Genomic DNA, 19,535 nt, shown 5'->3' on the forward strand with positions numbered 1-19,535 from the left:
ATGTCGCGTGGACTGGTTGTAGCGTTGGCGCTGTGGGCCGGCGGCGGAGCCGCCTTGGCCCAGACGGCGGCCGCGCCGCGTCCGGGCGATATCTACGGCGTGTGGCGCAATCCCAAGGGCAGCGTCCATATCGAGATCAAGCCGTGCGAGACCCGCACCTGCGGCGTCGTGGTCTGGGCCAACGACAACGCGCGCGAGGATGTGCGCAAGAAGAAGAACCAGGACCTGGTCGGCATGCAGCTGCTGCGCGACTTCGCCGTCTCGGACCCCAACGAGTGGAAGGGGCGCGTCTACGTGCCCGACCTGGACATGACCTTCTCGGGCCAGGTCAAGCTGCTGGACCGCGCCTCGCTGAAGGCCAAGGGCTGCCTGCTGCCCAACATCCTGTGCAAGTCGCAGACCTGGACGCGGGTCGACACCGCTACGGCCAGCACCGGCAAGGCCTCCTAGGCCTCCAGCGACAGCAGGGCCAGCAGCGCCCCTTCGGTGTCCGACAGTCGCCAGCCGCGATAGGCGAAGACCGAGCCTTTGCGGAAGTCGGCTGCTGCCTGCTCGCGCAGCCGTGGCAGGGCGGCCAAGCCGCGTCCGGCCGGGAACAGCCGCTTGGTCAGCATGGCGGCGGTGATGGTCGGGTGCTGCTCGCGCCAGGCCTTGCCGATGCGCTGCACGGCGGCGGGATCGAGCCCGCCGAAGGTGGCGTCCGGCGCGCGGGCCAGGGCGGGCGTGGCGGCCAGCGCCACCAGGGCGGCCAGGAGGTCGCGGCGGCTGGTCATCGAACGGTCTCGCTCTTGAGGTGGTCGGCCAGGCGCATGCACAGCGCCAGGATGGTCAGGGTCGGGTTGACGATGCCGGAGGTCGGGAACACCGAGCTGCCGGCGACATAGAGGTTCTTGGCCTCATGCAGGCGCAGGTCGGCGTCGACCACGCCCTTCCTGGGATCGGCATGCATCCGCGTCGTCCCCATGTGGTGGCGCGAGGCGCTGGAGGTGGCCAGGAGCTTGTCGCGCGGGATCGACCAGCATAGCCGGCCCTGGCCCGAGGCCCCGAACGCATCGGCCAGGCCCGCCACCGACCGCTCTAGGTCGGCATAGTCCTTGTCGCCATAGGCCCACGTCAGGCGCACGCGCGGCATGCCCAGCGGGTCCTTGTGCTCCGGATCCAGGGTCACGCGGCTGTCGGGATTGGGGAAGTGCTCGGTCATGGCGAAGTAGCCGAGCAGCTGGGCTTCGTCCTGGCCGTTCAGGCGGCGGATCGTCTGGGTGTCCGCGCCGGCCTTGGTGTCGGTCCCCGAGGGCGTGGCCTTGTAGAGCGTGGCGGTGAAGTTGCCGGTCTTCATCCGCGCCTGGGCCTTCGGGCCAGAACCGATCACGCAGTGGGCCGCCATGCGCTTGGACGGCGCATAGAGCTCCATCGGCGCGGCGCGGGTGATGGTTACGGCCGATCCTTCGGTCTCGGCGTCGCCATCGTTTGAATAGGTGACGTGGCCCTGGAAGAACCGCCCGACCAGGTCGTGGCCGTTGCCGAGGTTCTCGGAGGCCAGCAGCAGGCGGACGTTCTCGATGCCGCCGGTCGCCAGGACGTAGCGCTTGGCCTTGGTCGTGTGGCGCTTGCCGTCGAGGCAGGCAACGTCGAGACCAACGATTTCAGCGCCTTGGCGGCGGATGTTCACCACATTGGCGTAGAGATAGACGGTGATGTTCGCGGCTTGCGCGAACTGGGTGCGCCAGGCGTCGAAGGCCTTCTTGTCGCTGCCGCCGGAGAACTTGCTGAACTCACGCGGGGCCGGGAAGAAGCCATCGGCCGGGTCCAGCGCCAGGGGCTGGCGATCGGGCTCGGTGGGCCTTGGCATCTCCAGCGGGAAGCGCGGGATCTCCAGCAGATCGCAGGCTCGGTCGTAGTAGCCCTGCATCTGCGGGCGGGTGACCGGCCAGCCGCTGTAGGGGATCCAGGACCGCTCGGCGAAGTCGGCGGGGTCCAGCGGTCCGCACTTGCCGCCCCAGACGTGGCCGGAGCCACCCAGGGCTCGCACCCGGGACTGGACCGGATAGTTGTCGAACGGCCGGTCTGGATTGCCGGGAGCCTTCTGGACGCCGGAGCCGGCATAGAGGGCCTGGTTCTCCATATCGATTTCCAGGCCGCCGCTTTCCAGGATCACGACCTTCAGCGGGCCGCCGGCCAGCTCCTTGGCCAGGGTGATGCCGGCCAGGCCGCCGCCGATGATCACGAGATCGGCCTCGATCCGGCTGGCGTCAGGCAAAGTTCGGGCGTCGATGATCGCCATCGTTGAAAAACTCGCTGATTTTAAAGGGGAAGTTTGGGGCGGGTCCCTTAGGACCGCGCGCCCCGGCTCTTCAGGTAGTTCACGACGGCGCCGTGGCCGTTCTTGCGGGCCTGGCCCAGCGGCGAGCGCATCTCGCCGGCATTGGCCTCGACCACGCGGTTCACATTGGCGCCGTGCTCGACCAGATAGGTGACGATCGGCAGGCTGCCGGCCTGGGCGGCGTTGATCAGCGGCGTCTCGTCGCCGGGGACGAAGATCTCGACGTTGGCGCCGCGATCGACCAGGGTGCGGACGATCTCAAGATTGCCCGACAGCGAGGCCTGGATCAGCGGGGCGCCGTCGCCGCGCACGGCCAGGTTCGGATCGGCGCCGGCGGCTAGCAGGGCCTGGACGATGTCCATGCGGCCCCGACGGGCGGCCTCGATCAGCGGCGAGCCGTCGCCGGGCAGGATGGCGTTCACGTCGGCGCCCAGGCCGATCAGTTCGCGGACGGCGACGATGTCCTTGGCGCGGACGGCCTCGAACAAGGGCTGGCTGAGATGGCGGGCGACGGCGCGCCTGGTCGCGTCGGGGCTCTGCTGGACGACCTGCGCGGGCTGGGCGGCCCAGGCGGCGACGCCGGCCGACAGGCTGAGGACCGCGACGGCGGCCGCGCCGGCCAGGTGACGGCCGCGATGGGCGTGATGGCGGGTGAGCAAGGTGAAGCGCTCCTTCAGTTGGTTGTTGGCCGAGGCGGGCCAGTGGCAGCCCATCGGCGGGGCGAAGGCGGCCAGCTGGGTCTTCAGCATGGCTTCGCCATAGGCGCGGCGGGTCTTGGGATGACGGGCCAGCACGGCGGCGTCGCAGGCGATCTCCTGGTCGATGCGCAGCACGGCCGCGCCCAGGTGGACGAAGGGGTTGAACCAGAACAGGCACCGCAGGCCGGTGACGACGGCGTTGATCTGGGCGTCGCCGACGGCCAGGTGGTTACGCTCGTGAGCGAGGATCAGGGCCTGCTCCTCAGGCGTAAAGCGCTCGGCGAAGTCGGCGGGCAGCACCACGCACGGGGCCAGGGCCCCGATCACGGCCGGGCCGACGCCTGGACGCTCGGCCAGCAGCAGGCTGGCGTCGTCGGTGGTGCTGAGCCGGCCCAGAGACCGGACGAACCGTCGCTGGCGCTCGGCCTGGACGATCAGCCCGGCGAAGGCGACTAAGGCCCATAGGCCCAGGACGATCTCGGCGATCGGCAGGGTTCGGGCTTGCTCGGGAGCGGGCGCTAGCGACGTGACTGGTAATGGCGCTTGTACCGCTGCGACCACGGCAGGCTTGGTCGCGACAGGCGCGGGCAGGTTGATGGTTCGCGCCGGGATCAGCAGGGCCAGGATCGACAGCGGCGCGATCAGCCACAGGGCGTAGGCGCTGCGCGCGCCGAACGCGGCGCGGACCGGCTTGCGCAGGGCCAGCACCAGCAGGACCGCCGCCGCCAGGGCGAGATTGGCCTTGGCCAGGAACAGGATCAGCTCACTGGTCATCGTCGATCTTGTCCAGCAGGCGGCGCAGTTCGGCGATGTCCTCGGGATTCAGCTTCTCGCGCTTGGAGAAGTGGCTGACCAGGGGCGCCAGGCGGCCGTCGAACAGGCGGTCCAGCAGGCCCTGGCTCTCGGAGTCCACATAGTCCTCGCGGCCGACCAGCGGGCGGTAGAGGAAGCGGCGACCGTCCTTGTCGGCGGCGATCGCGCCTTTCTTAAGCAGGCGGTTCAGCAGGGCCTTCACCGTGCCCTCGGCCCAGCCGTGGTCCTTGGCCAGCAGAGCCAGGACGTCCTCGGCGGGCTTGGGGCTGTCGGCCCAGAGCACCTTCATGACTTCGCTCTCGGCGGCGCTGATGCGTTGCGGGTTCGTATCCATGCTCTAACGATTACGCACGTAAACGATCTCGTCAAGCCAACGATTACGCGCGTAAACGAAATGTAATGCGCGTTGGCCCGGAAACCGAAGCGGCGTAACCCTGGCGGCGAGACAGGAGGCGCCGGAATGGCCGAGACATTGCAGATGGGCCTGCCGGGCTTCGACCCGCCGACGCCGACCGACCGGCTGATGTTCCTGCTGTATCCGGACCCCGCCACGGCTGAGCGGATCGCCGCCGAGGCGCGGCGGCTGAAGGAGGCCCTGGGTCTGCGCGGCCAGCCGCTGCTGACCGACCGCTTCCACATCACCCTGCATCACCTGGGCGACTATGTCGGACTGCCCAATGACATCGTGACCAAGGGCAAGATGGCGGGTGGTGCGCTCTCGGCGGCGCCGTTCGAGGTGGTCTTCGACAAGGCCGTCAGCTTCGCCAACCGCCCGGGCAACAACCCCTTTACCCTGCAGGGCGGGGAGGGCGTCGCCGCTCTGATCGACTTCCAGAAGGCGCTAGGCCTGAAGATGGCCGGCGCGGCCCTCAAGCCAGACAAGCAGTTCCTCCCGCACATCACGCTGCTCTATGACGGCCAGGTCGTTCCGGCCCAGGACATCGCGCCGATCCGCTGGACGGTCGACCGCTTCGTGCTGGTGCAGAGCAAGCTGGGCCAGACCCAGCACATCGTGCTCCAAGAGTGGCCGCTGGGCTGATGGCGACCGCGGCCGATGTCCTCCAGGAACTGGAAGCGCTCGGCGACGACACCTACCGCGCGGGCATGGCCCGTTACGTGATCACCTATGAGAAGGCGTTCGGCGTTTCGGTCGGCGAGCTGCGCAAACTGGCCAAGCGGCTCGGTCGTGACCACGCCCTGGCTCAGGCCCTCTGGGACACCCGCTGGTATGAGGCCCGGCTGCTGGCCGGCATGGTCGATGACCCCAAGCTGGTGACCCCCGAGCAGATGGACGCCTGGCGCGCGGAGTTCGACAGCTGGGCGGTCACCGACACCCTGTGCTTCGACCTGTTCGACCGCACGCCCCACGCCCTCGCCAAGATCGATCAATGGATGACGCTGGAGGGCGAGTTCGACAAGCGCGCGGGCTTCGTCCTGCTGGCCTGCGTGGCCCTGCACCGCAAGGAGCTGCCCGATGAGCCTTTCCTGGAGCGGCTCTATCTGATCGAAGCGGGCGCGACGGATCCCAGGAACTTCGTCAAGAAGGGCGTCAACTGGGCGCTGCGGGCGATCGGCTCGCGTAAGAGCCCGGCCTTGAAGGCCGCCGCCCTGGACTGCGCCGCGCGGCTGGCGGCTAGCCCTGATCCCACCGCCCGCTGGAACGGCAAGGACGCGCTGCGCCAACTGGGCAAGAAGGCGACGCTCGGCTAGGGCAGGGAGCCCGCACGGATTCGCCTGGAGGAGCCCGGCCATGACCCTGACGATGTACGGCATCAAGAACTGCGACACGGTCGCCAAGGCCCGCAAGTGGCTGGAAGCGCGCGGTCAGGCCTATGACTTCCACGACTACAAGGCGGCTGGCATTGATCGCGCCACGCTGGAGGGCTGGGTGCAGGAGCACGGCTGGGAGGTCATTTTGAACCGCGCCGGCACGACCTTCCGCAAGCTGGACGAGGCTGACCGCACCGACCTGACCGCCGACAAGGCCGTCGCCCTGATGATCGCCCAGCCGTCGATGATCAAGCGCCCGGTGCTGGATCTCGGCGATCGCCGCCTGGTCGGTTTCAAGCCCGAGATCTACGAGGCGGCGCTAAGCTAAGCCACGAACTATCCACGCTTTCCCTCGCGTGGTGAGCGAAGTTTAAGACGACAACTTCCAGGGGATCAGTCTATCACTGGACGGAAGGTCCCGCGTCGTCGCGGGCCATTAGGGGGTATTGGACGCGTGGGGGACGCTGTCTCGCGATACGAGCTGGTCATCTTCGACTTCGACGGCACGCTGGCTGACAGCGCCGCCTGGATGATGCGGGCTGTCAATCCGATGGCGCGCCGGTACGGCTTCAAGACCGTCACCGACGAGGAGATCGAGATGCTGCGCGGCCGCAGCACCCGCGAGGTCATCCGCTATCTGGGCGTCTCGCCCTGGAAGCTTCCGCTCATTGCCCGCGCCGGCAAGAAGCTGATGGCCGCCGACGCCCACACCATCCCGCTGTTCCCCGAGACCGCCCGGATGCTGCGCGCCTTGCACGCGTCCGGCGTCAAGATCGCGGTGGTCAGCTCCAACAGCGAGGCGGTGATCCGCCGGGTGCTGGGCGAGGAGCTGGGCGACCTGATCAGCCTCTACGCTTGCGGCGCGTCGCTGTTCGGCAAGGCCCGCAAGTTCAAGCAGGTCACGCGTCAGGGCGTCTCCCGCGACAAGATCATCTGCATCGGCGACGAGACCCGCGACATCGAGGCCGCCCGCGCGGTGGGCCTGGACTGCGGCGCCGTCACCTGGGGCTACGCCAAGCCCTCGATCCTGGCCGAGCACCAGCCCACGGTGTCGTTCGCCACGATGTCGGAAATTATTTCGTACGTCGCTGCATCCAGCCCGGCGGTCGGCGGCGACTAACCTTCGAAAGCGCGAATGATCGCGCCCGTTTGAAGGACCTGACCGTGGCCGACCTGTTCCGTGACTTCTGGTGGCTGATGTTCCCGATCGGCGCCATGGCGCTGGGGGCCTTCCGCTCATGGCTGGACTACCGCGCCCGCCGCGAGGTGGTGGAGACTCTGCGCGAGCTGGCCGCCAAGGGCCAGGAACCGCCCGCCGCCCTGGTCGCGGCCCTGGACCGCTAAGGAGGATTCGATGTCAGAAGACATTTTCCGTCAGTTCTGGTGGCTGATCTTCCCGCTCAGCTGGTTCGTGTTCGGCGCCTGGCAGTCGTGGCTGTCGTATCGCGCCAATCGCGAGACGCTGGACCTGATCAAGACCTACGCCGCCTCCGGCCGCGAACCGCCGCCCGAACTGCTGGCCCGGCTGAACAAGCGCTGGCACGGCGACGACGAGGATCGTGACGAGCGTCCGCGCTATCGCCGCCGCCGCGAGCGCAGCTGGTACCAGGTGGTGCTGTTCGGCGCCCTGGCCAGCGGCTTCACCGTCGCCGCCGCCACCGACATGTACGGCGCGGGCGAGGCCTTCGTGATCGTGGCCTTCGTGCTGGGCGCGCTGTGCCTGGCCACCCTGGTGCAGGTGATCCTGGAGCAAAAGGGTCCGACGATCTGATGGAAGCCGCGCTCGTCCGACAGGCGCGCGCGGGCTCCCAGGCCGCCTTCGCGCGGCTGGTGGCGATCCACGAGAAGCCTTTGCGCGGCTTTCTTCGCAAGAGCGGCTGGATCGACGCCGACGACATCGCCCAGGAGGCTTTCGTGGCGGCCTGGGCGGGCCTGCCGAGGCTGCGCGAGGACGAGGGCTTCCGGGCCTGGCTCTATGGCGTGGCCTGGAAGAAGGCCCTGTCGCAGCGACGCGGCGCCCAGCGCGCCGCCGCCCGCGACGAGGCCTGGCGTGGGGAGCAGGAACTGGAGACCGCCGCCGAGGTCGGGGCCGAGGACCGCATGGCCCTCGAAAAGGCCCTGGCGACGCTGCCGGAAGACCAGCGGGCCTGTGTCACCCTGTGCCTGGGCCAGGCTTGGTCGCACGCCGAGGTCGCCGACGCCCTCGGGCTTCCCCTGGGCACCGTGAAATCGCATGTTACCCGCGGCCGCGAGCGGCTGCTGTCTGTACTCGGAGCTGCGTCATGAGCCTCGACGATCAACTTGCCGCCTTCCTGGGCGAGGAGCCCAAGCAGAGCCGCGCCGACGTCTTCACCGCCGAGGTGATGAAGCGCGTCGAGCGCCAGGTGTTCGTCGACCAGCTGACGGCCGGCGCCGCCGGGGCGGTGGTCATCGCCCTGGTGCTGTGGGCCTGCTCGCCAGTGCTGAACCGGGCGGTGGAGATCATCGCGCCAGGGCTGGCGCCGGTCGCGGCTTTGGGGGCTTTCGTCGCGGCGGCGTTGATGGCCGGCGGCCCTTCGGTATGGCGTCGACTGGGGATTTCGATCCACTAGTCGCGTCTTACGAAAGTTTCATCCCGGCGGGCGCCTCCAAACAGGACCGTGAACGCCTCTTACTAGTGAAGGCGGCGCGGGGGCGTCGTCCAAACAACTCGTTGGAGGATTTAAAATGGGTCCTGATATCATCGTTCCGCTGGGCGCTTTCGCCATGATCGTCGCCATCGTCTGCCTGCCGTTCTACTTCAAGAGCCGCGAGCGTCGTGAAATGCAGCGCACCCTGCGCGTGGCCATCGAGAAGGGCCAGCCGGTCCCGCCCGAGGTGATCGAGGCCATGAGCCGCAGCGTGAAGACCCCGCCGACCCGCCTGCGCGACCTGCGCACCGGCGTGATCTGGTTGGCCGTCGGCATCGGCATCGCCGGCGCCACCTATTTCGGCGACTTCATCCACGGCAATGGCGACTTCGACGGCTTCGGCTTCGCCTGCATCCCGGTCGTGATCGGCGTCGCCTTCATCGTCCTCAGCTTCTTCAATCCGAACAAGGAAGAGCGGGTCTAGGACGGCTCGCGAGCCTTGGGAGGGGCATGATCCAATGGGCACGGAACGCCCACCAACCGGTCACGATGTCGAACTCGCCGCCCAAGCGGCGGCGGGCGACCGACGGGCCTACGGGGAGCTGGTGCGCAGGCACGGCTCGGCCGTCCGGGGTCTGCTGAGACGCCTGGGCGCCGACTCGGCCACCGCCGACGACCTGGCCCAGGACGCCTTCATGACCGGTTTCGAACAGGCGGCCGAGTTTCGCGGGGAAGGGACCTTCGGGGCCTGGATCAAGAAGATCGCCGCGCGGCTCTATCTGAAGAAGGTCAAGCGCGACACGCGGCTGATCTTCTCGGACACCGTCGAACCGGTCGAGGACGTGATGGTGCGCGACGCGTCGGGGGACGCGGCCAGTCGCATCGATCTCGACGAGGCCCTGAAGACGCTGTCACGTGGGGAGCGCCTGTGCGTTTCCCTGTGCTACGGCGCCGACTGGTCCCACGCCGAAGCGGCCGAGGCCTTGAATATCCCGATCGGCACGGTCAAATCCCATGTCAAACGTGGTTTGGATAAACTCCGGGCGAAGCTCGCCCGGCCAGAGGAAGGGGCGAGGAGGGAAGCTCATGGCTGAACCCGATTTCGAAGCCCAACTGTCACGTATGTTCGCCGAGCCGCCGTCGTTCCCCGACACGGCTCTGTTCAACGCCGAGGTCGCGGCCAAGCTGGACCGAGGCTGGGCGATGCGGCGAATGTTCATCGCCATAGCCGGCGGCGCGGCGGGCCTGATCGCGGCCTTCCAGTTGCTATCGACCCGCTTCTCCAGCGAAGTCGCGCAGCTGTCGAAGAACGGCAGCCACACGCTGGAGAACGAGATCAACGGCGCCGTCGCCAAGTTCAACGCGGTGCTGACGACCCCGTCCAGCGCCGAGGCGGTCTGGTTGGCGGCGGGTCTGGCGGTGGTGGCGCTGGCGTTCTTCGTGACGCGCGCGGTCGAGGACTTCTAGCGCGAGAAAAGTCCGGCGCGCCGTACTGTCTTGAGCGGTGTTATCACCGTTCATGTTGCGGTGCGGCGCGATCCGGCCCACAAACGGCGCCTTGAAAGACGCCGCTTAGGGAGCGCTCGCCCTGTCCGCCCATCGTGAAGAGACGGTCCGCCGTCTGGCCGCCCCCGACATCACCGCCCGCAAGGGCGGCGTGCCCATCGTCTGCCTGACGGCCTATACGGCGCCGGTCGCCGCCGCGCTCGATGACGCGTGCGACCTGCTGCTGGTCGGGGATTCGCTGGGCATGGTCGTCCACGGCCTGCCCAACACTGTCGGCGTGACCCTGGAGATGATGATCCTGCACGGCCAGGCCGTTATGCGCGGCTCCAAGAAGGCCATGGTGGTCGTGGACATGCCGTTCGGCTCGTACGAGGGCGCGCCCGATGAGGCCTACGCCAACGCCGTGCGGATCATGAAGGAGACCGGCGCCCAGGCGGTGAAGGTCGAGAGCGGCCCGACCGTGCCGGCGACCATCGCCTATCTCACCCAGCGTGGCGTGCCGGTCATGGGTCACGTGGGTCTTCGCCCGCAGGCCGTGCTGCTGGAAGGCGGCTTCAAGGCCAAGGGCAAGGACGAGGCCGGCCGCGCCAAGGTGCTGGAAGAGGCCCGCCTGACGGCCGAGGCCGGAGCCTTCGCCATCGTCGTCGAGGGTGTGGCCGAAAGCCTGGCCCGCGAAGTCACCGAAGCGGTTTCGGTCCCAACCATCGGCATCGGCGCCTCGGCCGGCTGCGACGGCCAGGTGCTGGTCGTCGACGACATGCTGGGCCTGTTCGACTGGACCCCTAAGTTCGTCCGCCGCTACGCCGACCTGAAGGGCGAGATCGAGCGCGCCGCCGCCGAATACGCCCGTGACGTGAAGGATCGCAGCTTCCCGGGCGAAGCCGAGACCTATTACGCCAAGAAGGCTTAAAAGGGCGCGTTGCGGCTGGGCGCGGCACGCTATAGGTTCGCCGCCTCGGCGAGCGGCCCTCCGCCCGCCACAATCTGTCTTCAACCCAGCGGCGTCGCTCCAGTGCGGGTGACGTGCCTGGGTTAGCGCCTGTTTCGGAGCCTCGTTTCGTGGTCGATGTTTTTGACGAAGTCGAAGAACAGCTTCGCTCGGAGCGCTATCGCAATCTGGCGGTGAAATCGCTGCCGTTCGTGGCGGCGGCGGTGGCGGCCGTGGTGATCGGCGTCGGCGGTTACTGGGGCTGGACCTCGTACAAGACGACCCAGGCCAACAAGGCCTCGGAAGGCTACCAGGCCGCGCTCGTGACGGCTCAGAAGCAGGGCCCGGCCAGCGCGTTCGGCCAGTTCAAGACCGTCGCCGACGGCGGCGCCGACGGCTACAAGGCCCTGGCTCTGCTGCAGATGGGCGATATCCGCCTGGAAGAGAACAAGACCAAGGAGGCCGTCGGCTATTTCGACGAAGCCGCCAAGGCCGCGCCGAACGCCTTGCTGGGCGACCTGGCGCGCCTCAAATCCGCCTTCGCCCTGATGGACACGGCTCCCTACAAGGATCTTGAGTCGAGGTTGACGCCTTTGGCGGGGGAAAAGAGCCCGTACCGCGTGTACGCCAAGGAAGCGCTGGCCTTCGCCAAGCTGCAGGCCGGCGACATGAAGGGCGCGCGCGCCGATTTCGTGATCCTGGCCAATTCGCTCGACAGCAGCACGTCCGAGGAGGTGCGCCAGCGCGCCCAGGCGGCCATGCAACTGATCGACTCGGGTACCGCCAAGGACCTGGCCGCCGCCGTGAAGGCCGCCGCCAACCTGCCGCCGATGCCGCCGATGATGAGCCAACTGCCCGCCGCGGCTGGCCCGCAAGCCGCCCCTAACGCCCAATGAGCCGCCTGATGATTTCCAAGCGTTCCGTCGCCCTGGTCGCGCTGATGTCGGCGTCCATGGCCGTCACCGGCTGCTCGACGGTTTCGAAGATCAATCCCTTCCACGGCAAGGACAAGAACAAGTCCCAGGCCAGCCAGGGTCAGCGCATCTCGATCATCGCCTTCGACCAGAAGGTCGAGGCCAACGAGTCGCTGAAGGGCGCCGACTTCTTCCTGCCCGATCCGGTCGCCCAGACCGAATGGCGCCTGCCGGGCGGCAACGCCGAGCAGTCGATCGAGCACGTCGACGCCGGCAAGGACTTCCAGATCGCCTGGAAGAAGGGCTTCGGCAAGAAGGGCGGCAAGACCTTCCACGTCACCGCGCCGCCGGTGTCGGCCGAGGGCCGCATCTTCGTGATGGACGGTGAAGCCGACGTCGTGGCGCTGGACGCCAAGTCGGGCTCGCAGATCTGGCGCAAGGACCTGCGTCCGGCCGCCGGTTCGATCAAGAAGGCCGGCTTCCTGGGCCTGCTGCCCAAGAAGAACGACCGCCTGGGCTTTGGCGGCGGCGTCGCCGTCGGCGCCGACAACAAGCTGTACGTCACCTCGGGCTTCCGCCTGGTTGCCCAGCTGGACGCCGCGTCGGGCAATCTGAACTGGACGCAGGACGTCACCACCCCGATCCACGCCGCCCCGACCGTCGCCGACGGCCGCGTGTTCGTGGTTTCGACCGACAACGAACTGCTGACCTTCGACGCCGCCACCGGCGCGCCGGGCTGGACCTACCAGGCCCTGAGCGAACCGGCCCGCATCCTGGCCGCCTCGAGCCCCGCCGTCAGCGGCGACACCGTCGTGGCCGGCTTCGCCTCGGGCGAACTGGTGGCCCTGCGCGCCACCAACGGCAACGACCTGTGGAGCGAGGCCCTGAGCCGCGCCAGCCGCACCAACGCGCTGTCGGAAATCCGCGACATCCCGGGCCGCCCGGTGATCTACAAGGGCGACGTCTTCGCCGTCAGCCACTCGGGCGTCTTCGCCGCCACCGACCTGCGCTCGGGCCAGGCCCGCTGGAGCCTGCCGGTCACCGCCATCACCACCCCGTGGGCCGCTGGCGACGTCGTCTTCGTCGTCGACAAGGCCGGCCAGGTGATCTGCGTCTCGCGCGAGAACGGCTCGGTCTACTGGATCCAGGACCTCAACAACACCGAGGCCCTGTCCAAGAAGCAGAAGAAGAAGCGCGCCAAGCATCCGATCCTGTGGTCGACCCCGATCCTCGCCAATGGCCGCCTGATCACGGTGTCCAGCGCCGGTGAAGCCGTCGCCCTGAACGCCAAGACCGGCGCCAAGGAAAAGACCCTGAAGATCGGCGCCTCGGTGCTGATCAACCCGATCGCTGTCGGCAACATGATCTATCTCGTCACCGATGACGCCGAACTGATCGCCATCCGCTAAGCGAAGAGCGGGCTTCCGAGCCCGCTCGACAACTTGAAACGCTCTTGAGCCCGGGTCCGCGAAAGCAGGCCCGGGCCTTCGCTTTTTCCGCAGCCTTTTGCGGGAAAGGCAAAAATCGACTACTGGACGCCTTATGCCTTTGAAACTCGCCATCGTCGGCCGCCCCAATGTGGGCAAGTCCACGCTGTTCAACCGTCTGGCCGGCAAGAAGCTGGCCATCGTCGACGACCAGCCGGGGGTCACCCGTGACCGCCGCTACGCCGACGGCCGCCTGGGCGACCTGGACCTGCACCTGATCGACACCGCCGGCTTCGAGGACGTCGCCGACGAGAGCCTGGAAGCGCGCATGCGCGCCCAGACCGAGCTGGCGATCGAGGAAGCCGACCTCTCGCTGTTCATCTACGACGCCCGCGAAGGCGTCACCCCGCTGGATGAAGTGTTCGCCACCCTGCTGCGCCGTCGCGGCAAGCCGGTGATCATCGCCGCCAACAAAGCCGAGGGCAAAGCCGGCCAGTCGGGCATCGGCGAGGCCTACAAGCTGGGCCTGGGCGAGCCGATCCCGATCTCGGGCGAGCACGGCGAGGGCATGGCCGAACTCTACGCCGCCATGCTGGAAGCCGTCCCCGAGGACCAGTACAGCGATGACGAGGACGACGAGGACAAGCCGATCCGGCTGGCCATCGTTGGCCGTCCGAACGCGGGCAAGTCCACCCTGATCAACCGCCTGATCGGCGAGCAGCGCCTGCTGACCGGCCCCGAAGCCGGCATCACCCGCGACTCGATCTCGGTCGACTGGGTCTGGGGCGACAAGAAGGTCCGCCTCGTGGACACCGCCGGCCTGCGCAAGAAGGCCAAGGTGCAGGAGAAGCTGGAGAAGCTCTCCACCCAGGACACCATCCGCGCCATCACCTTCGCCGAGGTCGTGGTGCTGGTCATGGACGCCACCCACCCCTTCGAGATCCAGGACCTGCAGATCGCCGACCTGACCGAACGCGAAGGCCGCGCCCTGGTGTTCGTGCTGGCCAAGTGGGACCTGATCGAGGACCAAGCCGCGACCCTGGCGGCCTTCCGCGAGCACGCCGAGCGCATGCTGCCCCAGGTGCGCGGCGCGCCGGTGGTGGCGCTGTCGGGCGAGACCGGCAGCGGCGTCAACAAGCTGATGCCGGCCGTGCTGAAGATCCACAAGGACTGGTCGACCAAGGTCAAGACCCGCGACCTGAACGACTGGCTGCAGATGGCCATGCAGCGCCACCCGCCGCCCGCCGTCTCGGGCCGCCGCGTGAAGCCCAAGTATATGGCCCAGACCAAGGCCCGTCCGCCGACGTTCGTGCTGTTCTCCAGCCGCGCCGACCAGATGCCCGACCACTATCGGCGCTATTTGATCAACAGCCTGCGGGAAAGCTTCGACCTGCCGGGGGTGCCGCTGCGCATCACCATCAAGTCGGGCGCCAACCCCTATGCCGACGGCGAGGCCAAGGGCCACAGCGGCCGGGGCAAGCGCGAGTTCGAACGCCGCGAGCGCGAGGAGGAACGCATCCGCGCCTCGCGCAACACGGTCAAGAAGTCCAAGCGCATCGCCGACGAAGCCGCCGCCAAGGCCGCGATCGAGGCGGGCCTGCCCGATCCGCGCCTGGCCAAGCCGGTCAAGAAGAAGGCTCCGGCCGCTGCCAAGGCTGCTCCGGCGGTCGAGAGCGCCGTGGCCGCCGAACCCGGCAAGGCCGCCGTCAAGTCGGTCAAGAAGCTGGGCCCCAAGGTCCAGAAGAAGGTCTCGACGACGCCCAGCTACAAGGTCGGCGCCAAGTCGGCCGGCGGCAAGGCGGCGGGTCCCAAGCGTCCGGTGTCCGGCGCGCGCACGGTCCGGGGCAATACCGGTCCGGGCAAGCCGAAGCGCTGAGCCTAAACTTCGCCATACGCGTTTAGCTTCCTGAAGCTGAACCGGAGGAATGGCGATGCGGGGGATGGGACTGGCCTTGGTGTTGGCCGTGCTGCCGGCGAGCGCGCTGGCGGCCGACTACAAGCCCGTGGTCTGCAAGAGCGCGGTGACCTATGCTGGGCCGGCGCTGCATGCGCCGGTCGCGCCGCCGCTGTTGGCCGAGGTCCCCAAGGCCGCGCTGGATGCCGAGACCGTGGCGCGGCTGGAGGCGGCCTTCAATCAGGCCAAGGGCGCGACCCAGGCTTCAGCCATGACCGCCGCCGTCCTGATCCCCGGCAAGGGCGCCTGGAGCCGCACCGACAGCGGCGACCAGCCGCCGATGCTGTTCTGGGCCAGCGCAGGCAAGAGCCTGGTGGCCATCGTCGCCCTGCAGTTGGTCGAGGCCGGCAAGCTCAAGCTCGAAGACCCGATCGGCAAGTACGTCGCCGGCGTGCCCAATGGCGACGTCGTGACCATTCGCGACCTTCTGGCCCATACCGGCGGCCTGTTCAGCGCCAACGAAGATCTCAAGGCCCGCGCCGAGCGCCGCGCCCACACCCTGGACGAGGACGTGAAGATCATCGGCCGCCACGGCGCGTTCTCGTGCCCCGGCGAGCGCTGGCGCTACTCCAACACCGGCTACGCCTTGCTGGGCGCGGTGATCGAGAAGGTCGATGGCCAGCCTTGGCAGACCTCGGTCGAGGCGCGAATCATCAAGCCGCTGGGCCTGACCTCGCTGCGGATGCTCAGCGTCGGCGACAAGGCCGAGGACGTGGCCAAGCTGGTCTCGGCCAAGGAGGCGCCGATCGAGCCCGCCTGGGCCGGAGCGGCCGGCGGGGCCGTGGGCTCGGCGCAGGACATGGCGCGGGTCTGGGCGGCGCTGCTGGGCGGCAAGCTGCTGAAGCAGGAGACGCTCGCGGCGATGTTTGGCCGGCTCTATCCCATGTTCGACGCCGGCAGCTTCTACGGCCTGGGCGCGATGGTCGTGGAGGTCCCGGAGGCCGACGGCAGCAAGAGCCTGTGGCTGGGCCATCTGGGTGGCACGCCGGGCGCAAGCGCGGTCGTGGCCTATTCGGTCCGGGACAGGGCCGTGGCAGCCGTCGCGCTCACCGGTGACGGCTCGGCAACGGCCACGGCGAACCTGCTGCTGCGCCAGTTGCGGGGCGCGGCAGCAGCTACGCCCTAGAACTCTTCCCAGTTCGTCGCCGGCGCGGCCGAGCCCGGGCGGGCATAGGCCTTGGCGCGAGGGGCGGGGCGGTGGCTCGGCGTCGGGGCCTGCGCACGGGTGCGCACCGGCGCGCCGGTCTCGAAGCGCGAGACCAGCTGGGCCAGGTCCTGGGCTTCGCCGCGCAGCGAAGCCGAGGCGGCGTTGGCTTCCTCGACCATGGCGGCGTTCTGCTGGGTGACCTGGTCCATCTGGTTCACCGCGGCGTTGACGCCGTTCAGGCCCGTGGCCTGTTCCTGCGAGGACACGGCGATCTCGCGGATCAGGCCGTTGATCTCGCCGACCTTGCCGACGATGCCGCTGAGGGCCTGTCCGGTCTCGCCGACCAGCCTCACGCCGCGTTCGACCTGGGACGTGCTGCTGGCGATCAGGGTCTTGATCTCCTTGGCGGCGTCGGCCGAGCGCTGGGCCAGGGCCCGGACTTCCTGGGCGACGACGGCGAAGCCACGACCGGCTTCACCGGCGCGCGCCGCTTCCACGCCGGCGTTGAGCGCCAGCAGGTTGGTCTGGAAGGCGATCTCGTCGATGACGCCGATGATCTGGGTGATCTGGCCCGAGGACTTCTCGATCTCACCCATGGCGGCCACCGCCTCGCGGACGACCTCGCCCGAGCGGTCGGCGTCGGTGCTGGCGGCCGAGGCGGCGGCCGAGGCCTGCTTGGCCCCGTCGGCGCTGCGGCGCACCGTGGCGGTGATCTGGTCGAGGGCCGCGGCGGTCTCTTCCAGGCTGGCGGCCTGCTGTTCGGTGCGCTTGGACAGATCGTTGGAGGCGCTGGCGATCTCGTTGGCGCTGCCTTCCATGCCGCCGGCCGCGTCGGCGATGGCGCTCATGGCCTGGCGGAGGCTGTCGACCGCGCCGTTGAAGTCCTGCTTCAGCACGGCGTAGCGGCCGTTGAACTGCGCGTCCACGCGCGCCGTCAGGTCGCCGCGCGCCAGCTGGTTCAGGCTCTGGGCCAGGACGGAGACGACGTGGTCCTGCTCGTCCTGCGTCGCCTTGCGCTCGGCCTCGATCTGGCGGCGCTCGTCTTCCATCGCCGTGATGTCGGTGGCGAACTTGATGACCTTGGTCGCCTTGCCGTTCTTGTCGAAGATCGGGTTGTAGGAGGCCTGGATCCAGACCTCGCGACCGCCCTTGCCGATGCGCTTGTACTTATCGGCGAAGAACTCGCCGGCGTTCAGGCGACGCCAGAACTCCTGGTACTCGCCGCTGGCGGCGTAAGCGCTGTCAACGAACAGGCTGTGCTTGCGGCCCTGGATCTCGCCCAGGCTATAGCCCAGGGTCTTCAGGAAGTTGTCGTTGGCGGTGATGATCGTGCCGTCGAGATTGAACTCGATGACGGCCTGCGACCGCTGGATGGCCGTGACCACGGCTTCCAGGTCGGCGATACGCGTCGAGGTGTCACCGGTATCGCGACCGAGAGAGAACAGCGCCATGAGGACCCTTGAGGGCTTGCGTTAAATTGACGCACGCTGTCTCGGGCCGCCTTGGTTAAACAATCGATAATCGTATAACATGTTCATCGAATGGTCAAAAATGACCTCGAATTTCGCCGATCCTGGGTGGATATTCCTCAGCGAACAACTTTTGCGGCCGGAATTGTAAAATAAGTTTGCAATCTGCGAATCGATATCAGGCGTCGACGCTGGCCGACTCCTGGCCGCGGTCCTTGAAGCGCACGACGCCCTTCGGCGGTTCGCGATCCGGGCGGACCAGATCGATCATGAAAGGCACGATCGTCTCCGGCGCGGGAACGGTGCTGGGGTCTTCACCCGGGAAGGCGCCGGAGCGCATCCGCGTGCGCATCGCGCCGGGATCGACGCACAGGGCGCGGACGGGGGTGTTCTCCATCTCGTCGGCATAGACGTCGACGATGGCCTCCAGCGCGGCCTTGGTGGCGGCATAGGCGCCCCAGAAGGCCGGGCGGGTCTTGGCGACGCTGCTGGAGAAGAACAGGGCCCGGCCGGCGTCCGAGGCGCGCAGCAGCGGGTCCATCGACCGGATCAGCCGCCAGTTGGCCGTCAGGTTGGTGGACAGGATCATGTCCCAGCCCTTGGGCTCCAGGTGGCTGACGGGGGTGAGCGGACCCAGCAGGCCGGCCGCGCCGACCACGATGTCCAGCTTGCCCCAGCGCTGGTGGATGGCCGCGCCCAGGTGGTCCAGGCCATCAGCCTCGCGCAGGTCCAGCGGCACCAGGGTGGCGCGCTCGCCGGTGGCTTGCAGGATCGCGTCGTCCAGGGCTTCCAGCGCGCCTTGCGTGCGGCCGACGGCGATGACGTGGGCGCCGGCCTTGGCCAGGCCCAGGGCGACCGCTTCGCCGATGCCGCGCGTGGCGCCCGTGACGAGGGCGATGCGGCCGGCCAGCGGCTGGGAGGAGTCGGAAGTCATGGGCGCGTTCTAGAGCAGGGAAGGGCGGACGGAAACCAGCGGAAGCCCTTAAGCTTCCATCTCCTGTTCGGCGTATTTCTTGGCGTAGTGCTGGGCGATGACCGAGCAGGCCATCAGCTGGATCTGGTGGAAGATCATCAGCGGCAGGACGATGATCCCGGCGGTTGGGCCGGGGAACAGGATGTTGGCCATCGGCACGCCGGTCGCCAGACTCTTCTTGGAGCCGCAGAAGGTGATCGCTTTCTCGTCCTCGGGCGAGAAGCCCAGGGCCCGCGCGCCGTAGGTGGTGATGGCCAGCACGACGGCCAGCAGCGCGCCGCAGACCGCCAGCAGGACGCCCAGTTGCGCCGGCGAGATCTTGTGCCAGATGCCGCCGACCACGGCCTCGCTGAAGGCGGCGTAGACCACCAGCAGGATCGAGCCGCGATCGACATAGCCGATCAGCTGCTTGTTCTTCTCGATCCACTTGGCGACCAGCGGCCGGGCCAGCTGGCCGGCGATGAACGGCAGGAGCAGCTGGACGACGATGTCCTGCACCGACTTCCAGCCGCCCGCGGCGCCGCCCTGCGTGTGCATCAGCAGGCCGACCAGCACGGGCGTGATGAAGATGCCGAAGAGGTTGGAGGCGCTGGCCGCCACGACGGCGGCGGCGACATTGCCGCGCGCGATCGAGGTGAAGGCGATCGACGACTGCACGGTCGAGGGCAGGCAGCACAGGAACAGGATCCCCGCCGCCAGGGTCGGCGGCAGAACGCCCAGCTTGCTGGTCAGCAGGCCCAGGATCGGAAACATCACGAAGGTGAAGGCCAGGATCAGCATGTGCAGCCGCCAGTGCGTCGCGCCGGCCACCACGCTCTCGCGCGACAGCTTGGCCCCATGCAGGAAGAACAGCAGGGCGATGGCCAGCTTGACGACGATGTTCAGGCCGTGCGCGGCCTCGCCCCGCACCGGCAGGATCGAGGCCAGCACGACCATGCCGAACAGCGCCAGGACGTAGGGCTCGAGCTTCAGCTTGGCCAGGATATTGGAAATCGACATGTCACCGC

24 protein-coding genes are annotated in these 19,535 nt (G+C 68.3%); 17 read left to right on the forward strand and 7 right to left on the reverse strand.

Annotation, left to right across the window (positions count from 1 at the left end):
• A complete protein-coding gene (locus AC07NI_RS05015) occupies positions 1 to 450 on the forward strand; it encodes a DUF2147 domain-containing protein (protein WP_494618264.1) in 450 nt (149 codons plus the stop codon).
• Here AC07NI_RS05015 and AC07NI_RS05020 read toward each other — a convergent pair.
• The 4 genes from AC07NI_RS05020 to AC07NI_RS05035 are packed head-to-tail and all read right to left on the reverse strand — an operon-like array spanning position 447 to position 4,165.
• Positions 447 to 773, reverse strand: a complete 327-nt coding sequence (locus AC07NI_RS05020; RefSeq protein ID WP_494616611.1) for a hypothetical protein — start codon at positions 771 to 773, stop codon at positions 447 to 449. The genes AC07NI_RS05015 and AC07NI_RS05020 overlap by 4 nt on opposite strands.
• Positions 770 to 2,281 (reverse strand): GMC oxidoreductase, encoded by a 1,512-nt coding sequence (locus AC07NI_RS05025; RefSeq protein ID WP_494616612.1) that lies wholly within the window; start codon positions 2,279 to 2,281, stop codon positions 770 to 772. The genes AC07NI_RS05020 and AC07NI_RS05025 overlap by 4 nt, the downstream gene beginning before the upstream one ends.
• 47 nt (positions 2,282 to 2,328) lie before the next feature.
• A complete protein-coding gene (locus tag AC07NI_RS05030) occupies positions 2,329 to 3,792 on the reverse strand; it encodes a M56 family metallopeptidase (RefSeq protein ID WP_494616613.1) in 1,464 nt (487 codons plus the stop codon).
• A complete protein-coding gene (locus tag AC07NI_RS05035; protein ID WP_494616614.1) occupies positions 3,782 to 4,165 on the reverse strand; it encodes a BlaI/MecI/CopY family transcriptional regulator in 384 nt (127 codons plus the stop codon). The genes AC07NI_RS05030 and AC07NI_RS05035 overlap by 11 nt, the downstream gene beginning before the upstream one ends.
• A 126-nt stretch (positions 4,166 to 4,291) precedes the next feature.
• Here AC07NI_RS05035 and AC07NI_RS05040 point away from each other — a divergent pair, with 126 nt between their 5' ends.
• The 16 genes from AC07NI_RS05040 (at position 4,292) to AC07NI_RS05115 (ending at position 16,065) form a co-directional block, all read left to right on the forward strand.
• Positions 4,292 to 4,870, forward strand: a complete 579-nt coding sequence (locus AC07NI_RS05040) for a 2'-5' RNA ligase family protein (protein WP_494616615.1) — start codon at positions 4,292 to 4,294, stop codon at positions 4,868 to 4,870.
• Entirely contained in the window at positions 4,870 to 5,541 is a 672-nt protein-coding gene (locus AC07NI_RS05045; protein ID WP_494616616.1) for a DNA alkylation repair protein, read from the forward strand. The genes AC07NI_RS05040 and AC07NI_RS05045 overlap by 1 nt, the downstream gene beginning before the upstream one ends.
• A 40-nt stretch (positions 5,542 to 5,581) precedes the next feature.
• Positions 5,582 to 5,929 carry an ArsC family reductase gene (locus AC07NI_RS05050; protein ID WP_494616617.1) on the forward strand — a complete coding sequence of 116 codons (348 nt, stop codon included), beginning with the start codon at positions 5,582 to 5,584 and terminating at the stop codon, positions 5,927 to 5,929.
• Between the two features lie 72 nt (positions 5,930 to 6,001).
• Positions 6,002 to 6,721, forward strand: a complete 720-nt coding sequence (locus AC07NI_RS05055) for an HAD family hydrolase (RefSeq protein WP_494618267.1) — start codon at positions 6,002 to 6,004, stop codon at positions 6,719 to 6,721.
• A gap of 29 nt (positions 6,722 to 6,750) precedes the next feature.
• Positions 6,751 to 6,945: a hypothetical protein gene (locus tag AC07NI_RS05060; RefSeq protein WP_494616618.1), complete on the forward strand. Its 195-nt coding sequence runs from the start codon at positions 6,751 to 6,753 to the stop codon at positions 6,943 to 6,945.
• A 10-nt stretch (positions 6,946 to 6,955) separates the two neighbouring features.
• Positions 6,956 to 7,372, forward strand: coding sequence for a hypothetical protein (locus AC07NI_RS05065; RefSeq protein WP_494616619.1), 417 nt, complete (start codon positions 6,956 to 6,958; stop codon positions 7,370 to 7,372).
• On the forward strand, positions 7,372 to 7,887 hold the full coding sequence (locus AC07NI_RS05070; RefSeq protein ID WP_494616620.1) for an RNA polymerase sigma factor: 516 nt from the start codon (positions 7,372 to 7,374) through the stop codon (positions 7,885 to 7,887). The genes AC07NI_RS05065 and AC07NI_RS05070 overlap by 1 nt, the downstream gene beginning before the upstream one ends.
• Positions 7,884 to 8,192 (forward strand): hypothetical protein, encoded by a 309-nt coding sequence (locus AC07NI_RS05075; protein ID WP_494616621.1) that lies wholly within the window; start codon positions 7,884 to 7,886, stop codon positions 8,190 to 8,192. The genes AC07NI_RS05070 and AC07NI_RS05075 overlap by 4 nt, the downstream gene beginning before the upstream one ends.
• 115 nt (positions 8,193 to 8,307) lie before the next feature.
• On the forward strand, positions 8,308 to 8,694 hold the full coding sequence (locus AC07NI_RS05080) for a DUF6249 domain-containing protein (protein ID WP_494616622.1): 387 nt from the start codon (positions 8,308 to 8,310) through the stop codon (positions 8,692 to 8,694).
• 34 nt (positions 8,695 to 8,728) lie between these two features.
• Complete coding sequence (locus AC07NI_RS05085) at positions 8,729 to 9,304, forward strand: RNA polymerase sigma factor (RefSeq protein ID WP_494616623.1); 576 nt, start codon at positions 8,729 to 8,731, stop codon at positions 9,302 to 9,304.
• Positions 9,297 to 9,677, forward strand: a complete 381-nt coding sequence (locus tag AC07NI_RS05090; RefSeq protein ID WP_494616624.1) for a hypothetical protein — start codon at positions 9,297 to 9,299, stop codon at positions 9,675 to 9,677. Before AC07NI_RS05085 ends, AC07NI_RS05090 begins: the two co-directional genes overlap by 8 nt.
• Positions 9,678 to 9,798: 121 nt before the next feature.
• Entirely contained in the window at positions 9,799 to 10,626 is an 828-nt protein-coding gene (gene panB / locus AC07NI_RS05095) for a 3-methyl-2-oxobutanoate hydroxymethyltransferase (protein ID WP_494618270.1), read from the forward strand.
• 149 nt (positions 10,627 to 10,775) lie between these two features.
• Positions 10,776 to 11,540, forward strand: a complete 765-nt coding sequence (locus tag AC07NI_RS05100) for a tetratricopeptide repeat protein (protein ID WP_494616625.1) — start codon at positions 10,776 to 10,778, stop codon at positions 11,538 to 11,540.
• A complete protein-coding gene (locus AC07NI_RS05105) occupies positions 11,537 to 12,967 on the forward strand; it encodes a PQQ-like beta-propeller repeat protein (protein WP_494616626.1) in 1,431 nt (476 codons plus the stop codon). Before AC07NI_RS05100 ends, AC07NI_RS05105 begins: the two co-directional genes overlap by 4 nt.
• A 133-nt stretch (positions 12,968 to 13,100) precedes the next feature.
• A complete protein-coding gene (gene der, locus AC07NI_RS05110; RefSeq protein ID WP_494616627.1) occupies positions 13,101 to 14,861 on the forward strand; it encodes a ribosome biogenesis GTPase Der in 1,761 nt (586 codons plus the stop codon).
• Between the two features lie 55 nt (positions 14,862 to 14,916).
• Positions 14,917 to 16,065 (forward strand): serine hydrolase domain-containing protein, encoded by a 1,149-nt coding sequence (locus tag AC07NI_RS05115; protein ID WP_494616628.1) that lies wholly within the window; start codon positions 14,917 to 14,919, stop codon positions 16,063 to 16,065.
• Here the strand turns inward: AC07NI_RS05115 and AC07NI_RS05120 are convergent.
• The 3 genes from AC07NI_RS05120 to AC07NI_RS05130 form a co-directional block, all read right to left on the reverse strand.
• Entirely contained in the window at positions 16,062 to 17,537 is a 1,476-nt protein-coding gene (locus tag AC07NI_RS05120; protein WP_494616629.1) for a methyl-accepting chemotaxis protein, read from the reverse strand. The genes AC07NI_RS05115 and AC07NI_RS05120 overlap by 4 nt on opposite strands.
• Positions 17,538 to 17,733: 196 nt before the next feature.
• Entirely contained in the window at positions 17,734 to 18,489 is a 756-nt protein-coding gene (locus AC07NI_RS05125) for an SDR family NAD(P)-dependent oxidoreductase (protein ID WP_494616630.1), read from the reverse strand.
• Positions 18,490 to 18,537: 48 nt separating this feature from the next.
• Positions 18,538 to 19,527 carry a bile acid:sodium symporter family protein gene (locus AC07NI_RS05130; RefSeq protein ID WP_494616631.1) on the reverse strand — a complete coding sequence of 330 codons (990 nt, stop codon included), beginning with the start codon at positions 19,525 to 19,527 and terminating at the stop codon, positions 18,538 to 18,540.
• Positions 19,528 to 19,535: the final 8 nt, after the last annotated feature.

The organism is Caulobacter sp. GW821-FHT10E02 (genome assembly GCF_059415225.1).

Excerpts from the sequence above, each read along its gene's own strand:
- AC07NI_RS05015 (WP_494618264.1), top strand. The coding sequence starts at position 1 with ATGTCGCGTGGACTGGTTGTAGCGTTGGCGCTGTGGGCCGGCGGCGGA.
- AC07NI_RS05020 (WP_494616611.1), bottom strand. The coding sequence starts at position 773 with ATGACCAGCCGCCGCGACCTCCTGGCCGCCCTGGTGGCGCTGGCCGCC.
- AC07NI_RS05025 (WP_494616612.1), bottom strand. The coding sequence starts at position 2,281 with ATGGCGATCATCGACGCCCGAACTTTGCCTGACGCCAGCCGGATCGAG.
- AC07NI_RS05030 (WP_494616613.1), bottom strand. The coding sequence starts at position 3,792 with ATGACCAGTGAGCTGATCCTGTTCCTGGCCAAGGCCAATCTCGCCCTG.
- AC07NI_RS05035 (WP_494616614.1), bottom strand. The coding sequence starts at position 4,165 with ATGGATACGAACCCGCAACGCATCAGCGCCGCCGAGAGCGAAGTCATG.
- AC07NI_RS05040 (WP_494616615.1), top strand. The coding sequence starts at position 4,292 with ATGGCCGAGACATTGCAGATGGGCCTGCCGGGCTTCGACCCGCCGACG.
- AC07NI_RS05045 (WP_494616616.1), top strand. The coding sequence starts at position 4,870 with ATGGCGACCGCGGCCGATGTCCTCCAGGAACTGGAAGCGCTCGGCGAC.
- AC07NI_RS05050 (WP_494616617.1), top strand. The coding sequence starts at position 5,582 with ATGACCCTGACGATGTACGGCATCAAGAACTGCGACACGGTCGCCAAG.
- AC07NI_RS05065 (WP_494616619.1), top strand. The coding sequence starts at position 6,956 with ATGTCAGAAGACATTTTCCGTCAGTTCTGGTGGCTGATCTTCCCGCTC.
- AC07NI_RS05070 (WP_494616620.1), top strand. The coding sequence starts at position 7,372 with ATGGAAGCCGCGCTCGTCCGACAGGCGCGCGCGGGCTCCCAGGCCGCC.
- AC07NI_RS05075 (WP_494616621.1), top strand. The coding sequence starts at position 7,884 with ATGAGCCTCGACGATCAACTTGCCGCCTTCCTGGGCGAGGAGCCCAAG.
- AC07NI_RS05080 (WP_494616622.1), top strand. The coding sequence starts at position 8,308 with ATGGGTCCTGATATCATCGTTCCGCTGGGCGCTTTCGCCATGATCGTC.
- AC07NI_RS05085 (WP_494616623.1), top strand. The coding sequence starts at position 8,729 with ATGGGCACGGAACGCCCACCAACCGGTCACGATGTCGAACTCGCCGCC.
- AC07NI_RS05090 (WP_494616624.1), top strand. The coding sequence starts at position 9,297 with ATGGCTGAACCCGATTTCGAAGCCCAACTGTCACGTATGTTCGCCGAG.
- AC07NI_RS05105 (WP_494616626.1), top strand. The coding sequence starts at position 11,537 with ATGAGCCGCCTGATGATTTCCAAGCGTTCCGTCGCCCTGGTCGCGCTG.
- der (WP_494616627.1), top strand. The coding sequence starts at position 13,101 with ATGCCTTTGAAACTCGCCATCGTCGGCCGCCCCAATGTGGGCAAGTCC.
- AC07NI_RS05115 (WP_494616628.1), top strand. The coding sequence starts at position 14,917 with ATGCGGGGGATGGGACTGGCCTTGGTGTTGGCCGTGCTGCCGGCGAGC.
- AC07NI_RS05120 (WP_494616629.1), bottom strand. The coding sequence starts at position 17,537 with ATGGCGCTGTTCTCTCTCGGTCGCGATACCGGTGACACCTCGACGCGT.
- AC07NI_RS05125 (WP_494616630.1), bottom strand. The coding sequence starts at position 18,489 with ATGACTTCCGACTCCTCCCAGCCGCTGGCCGGCCGCATCGCCCTCGTC.
- AC07NI_RS05130 (WP_494616631.1), bottom strand. The coding sequence starts at position 19,527 with ATGTCGATTTCCAATATCCTGGCCAAGCTGAAGCTCGAGCCCTACGTC.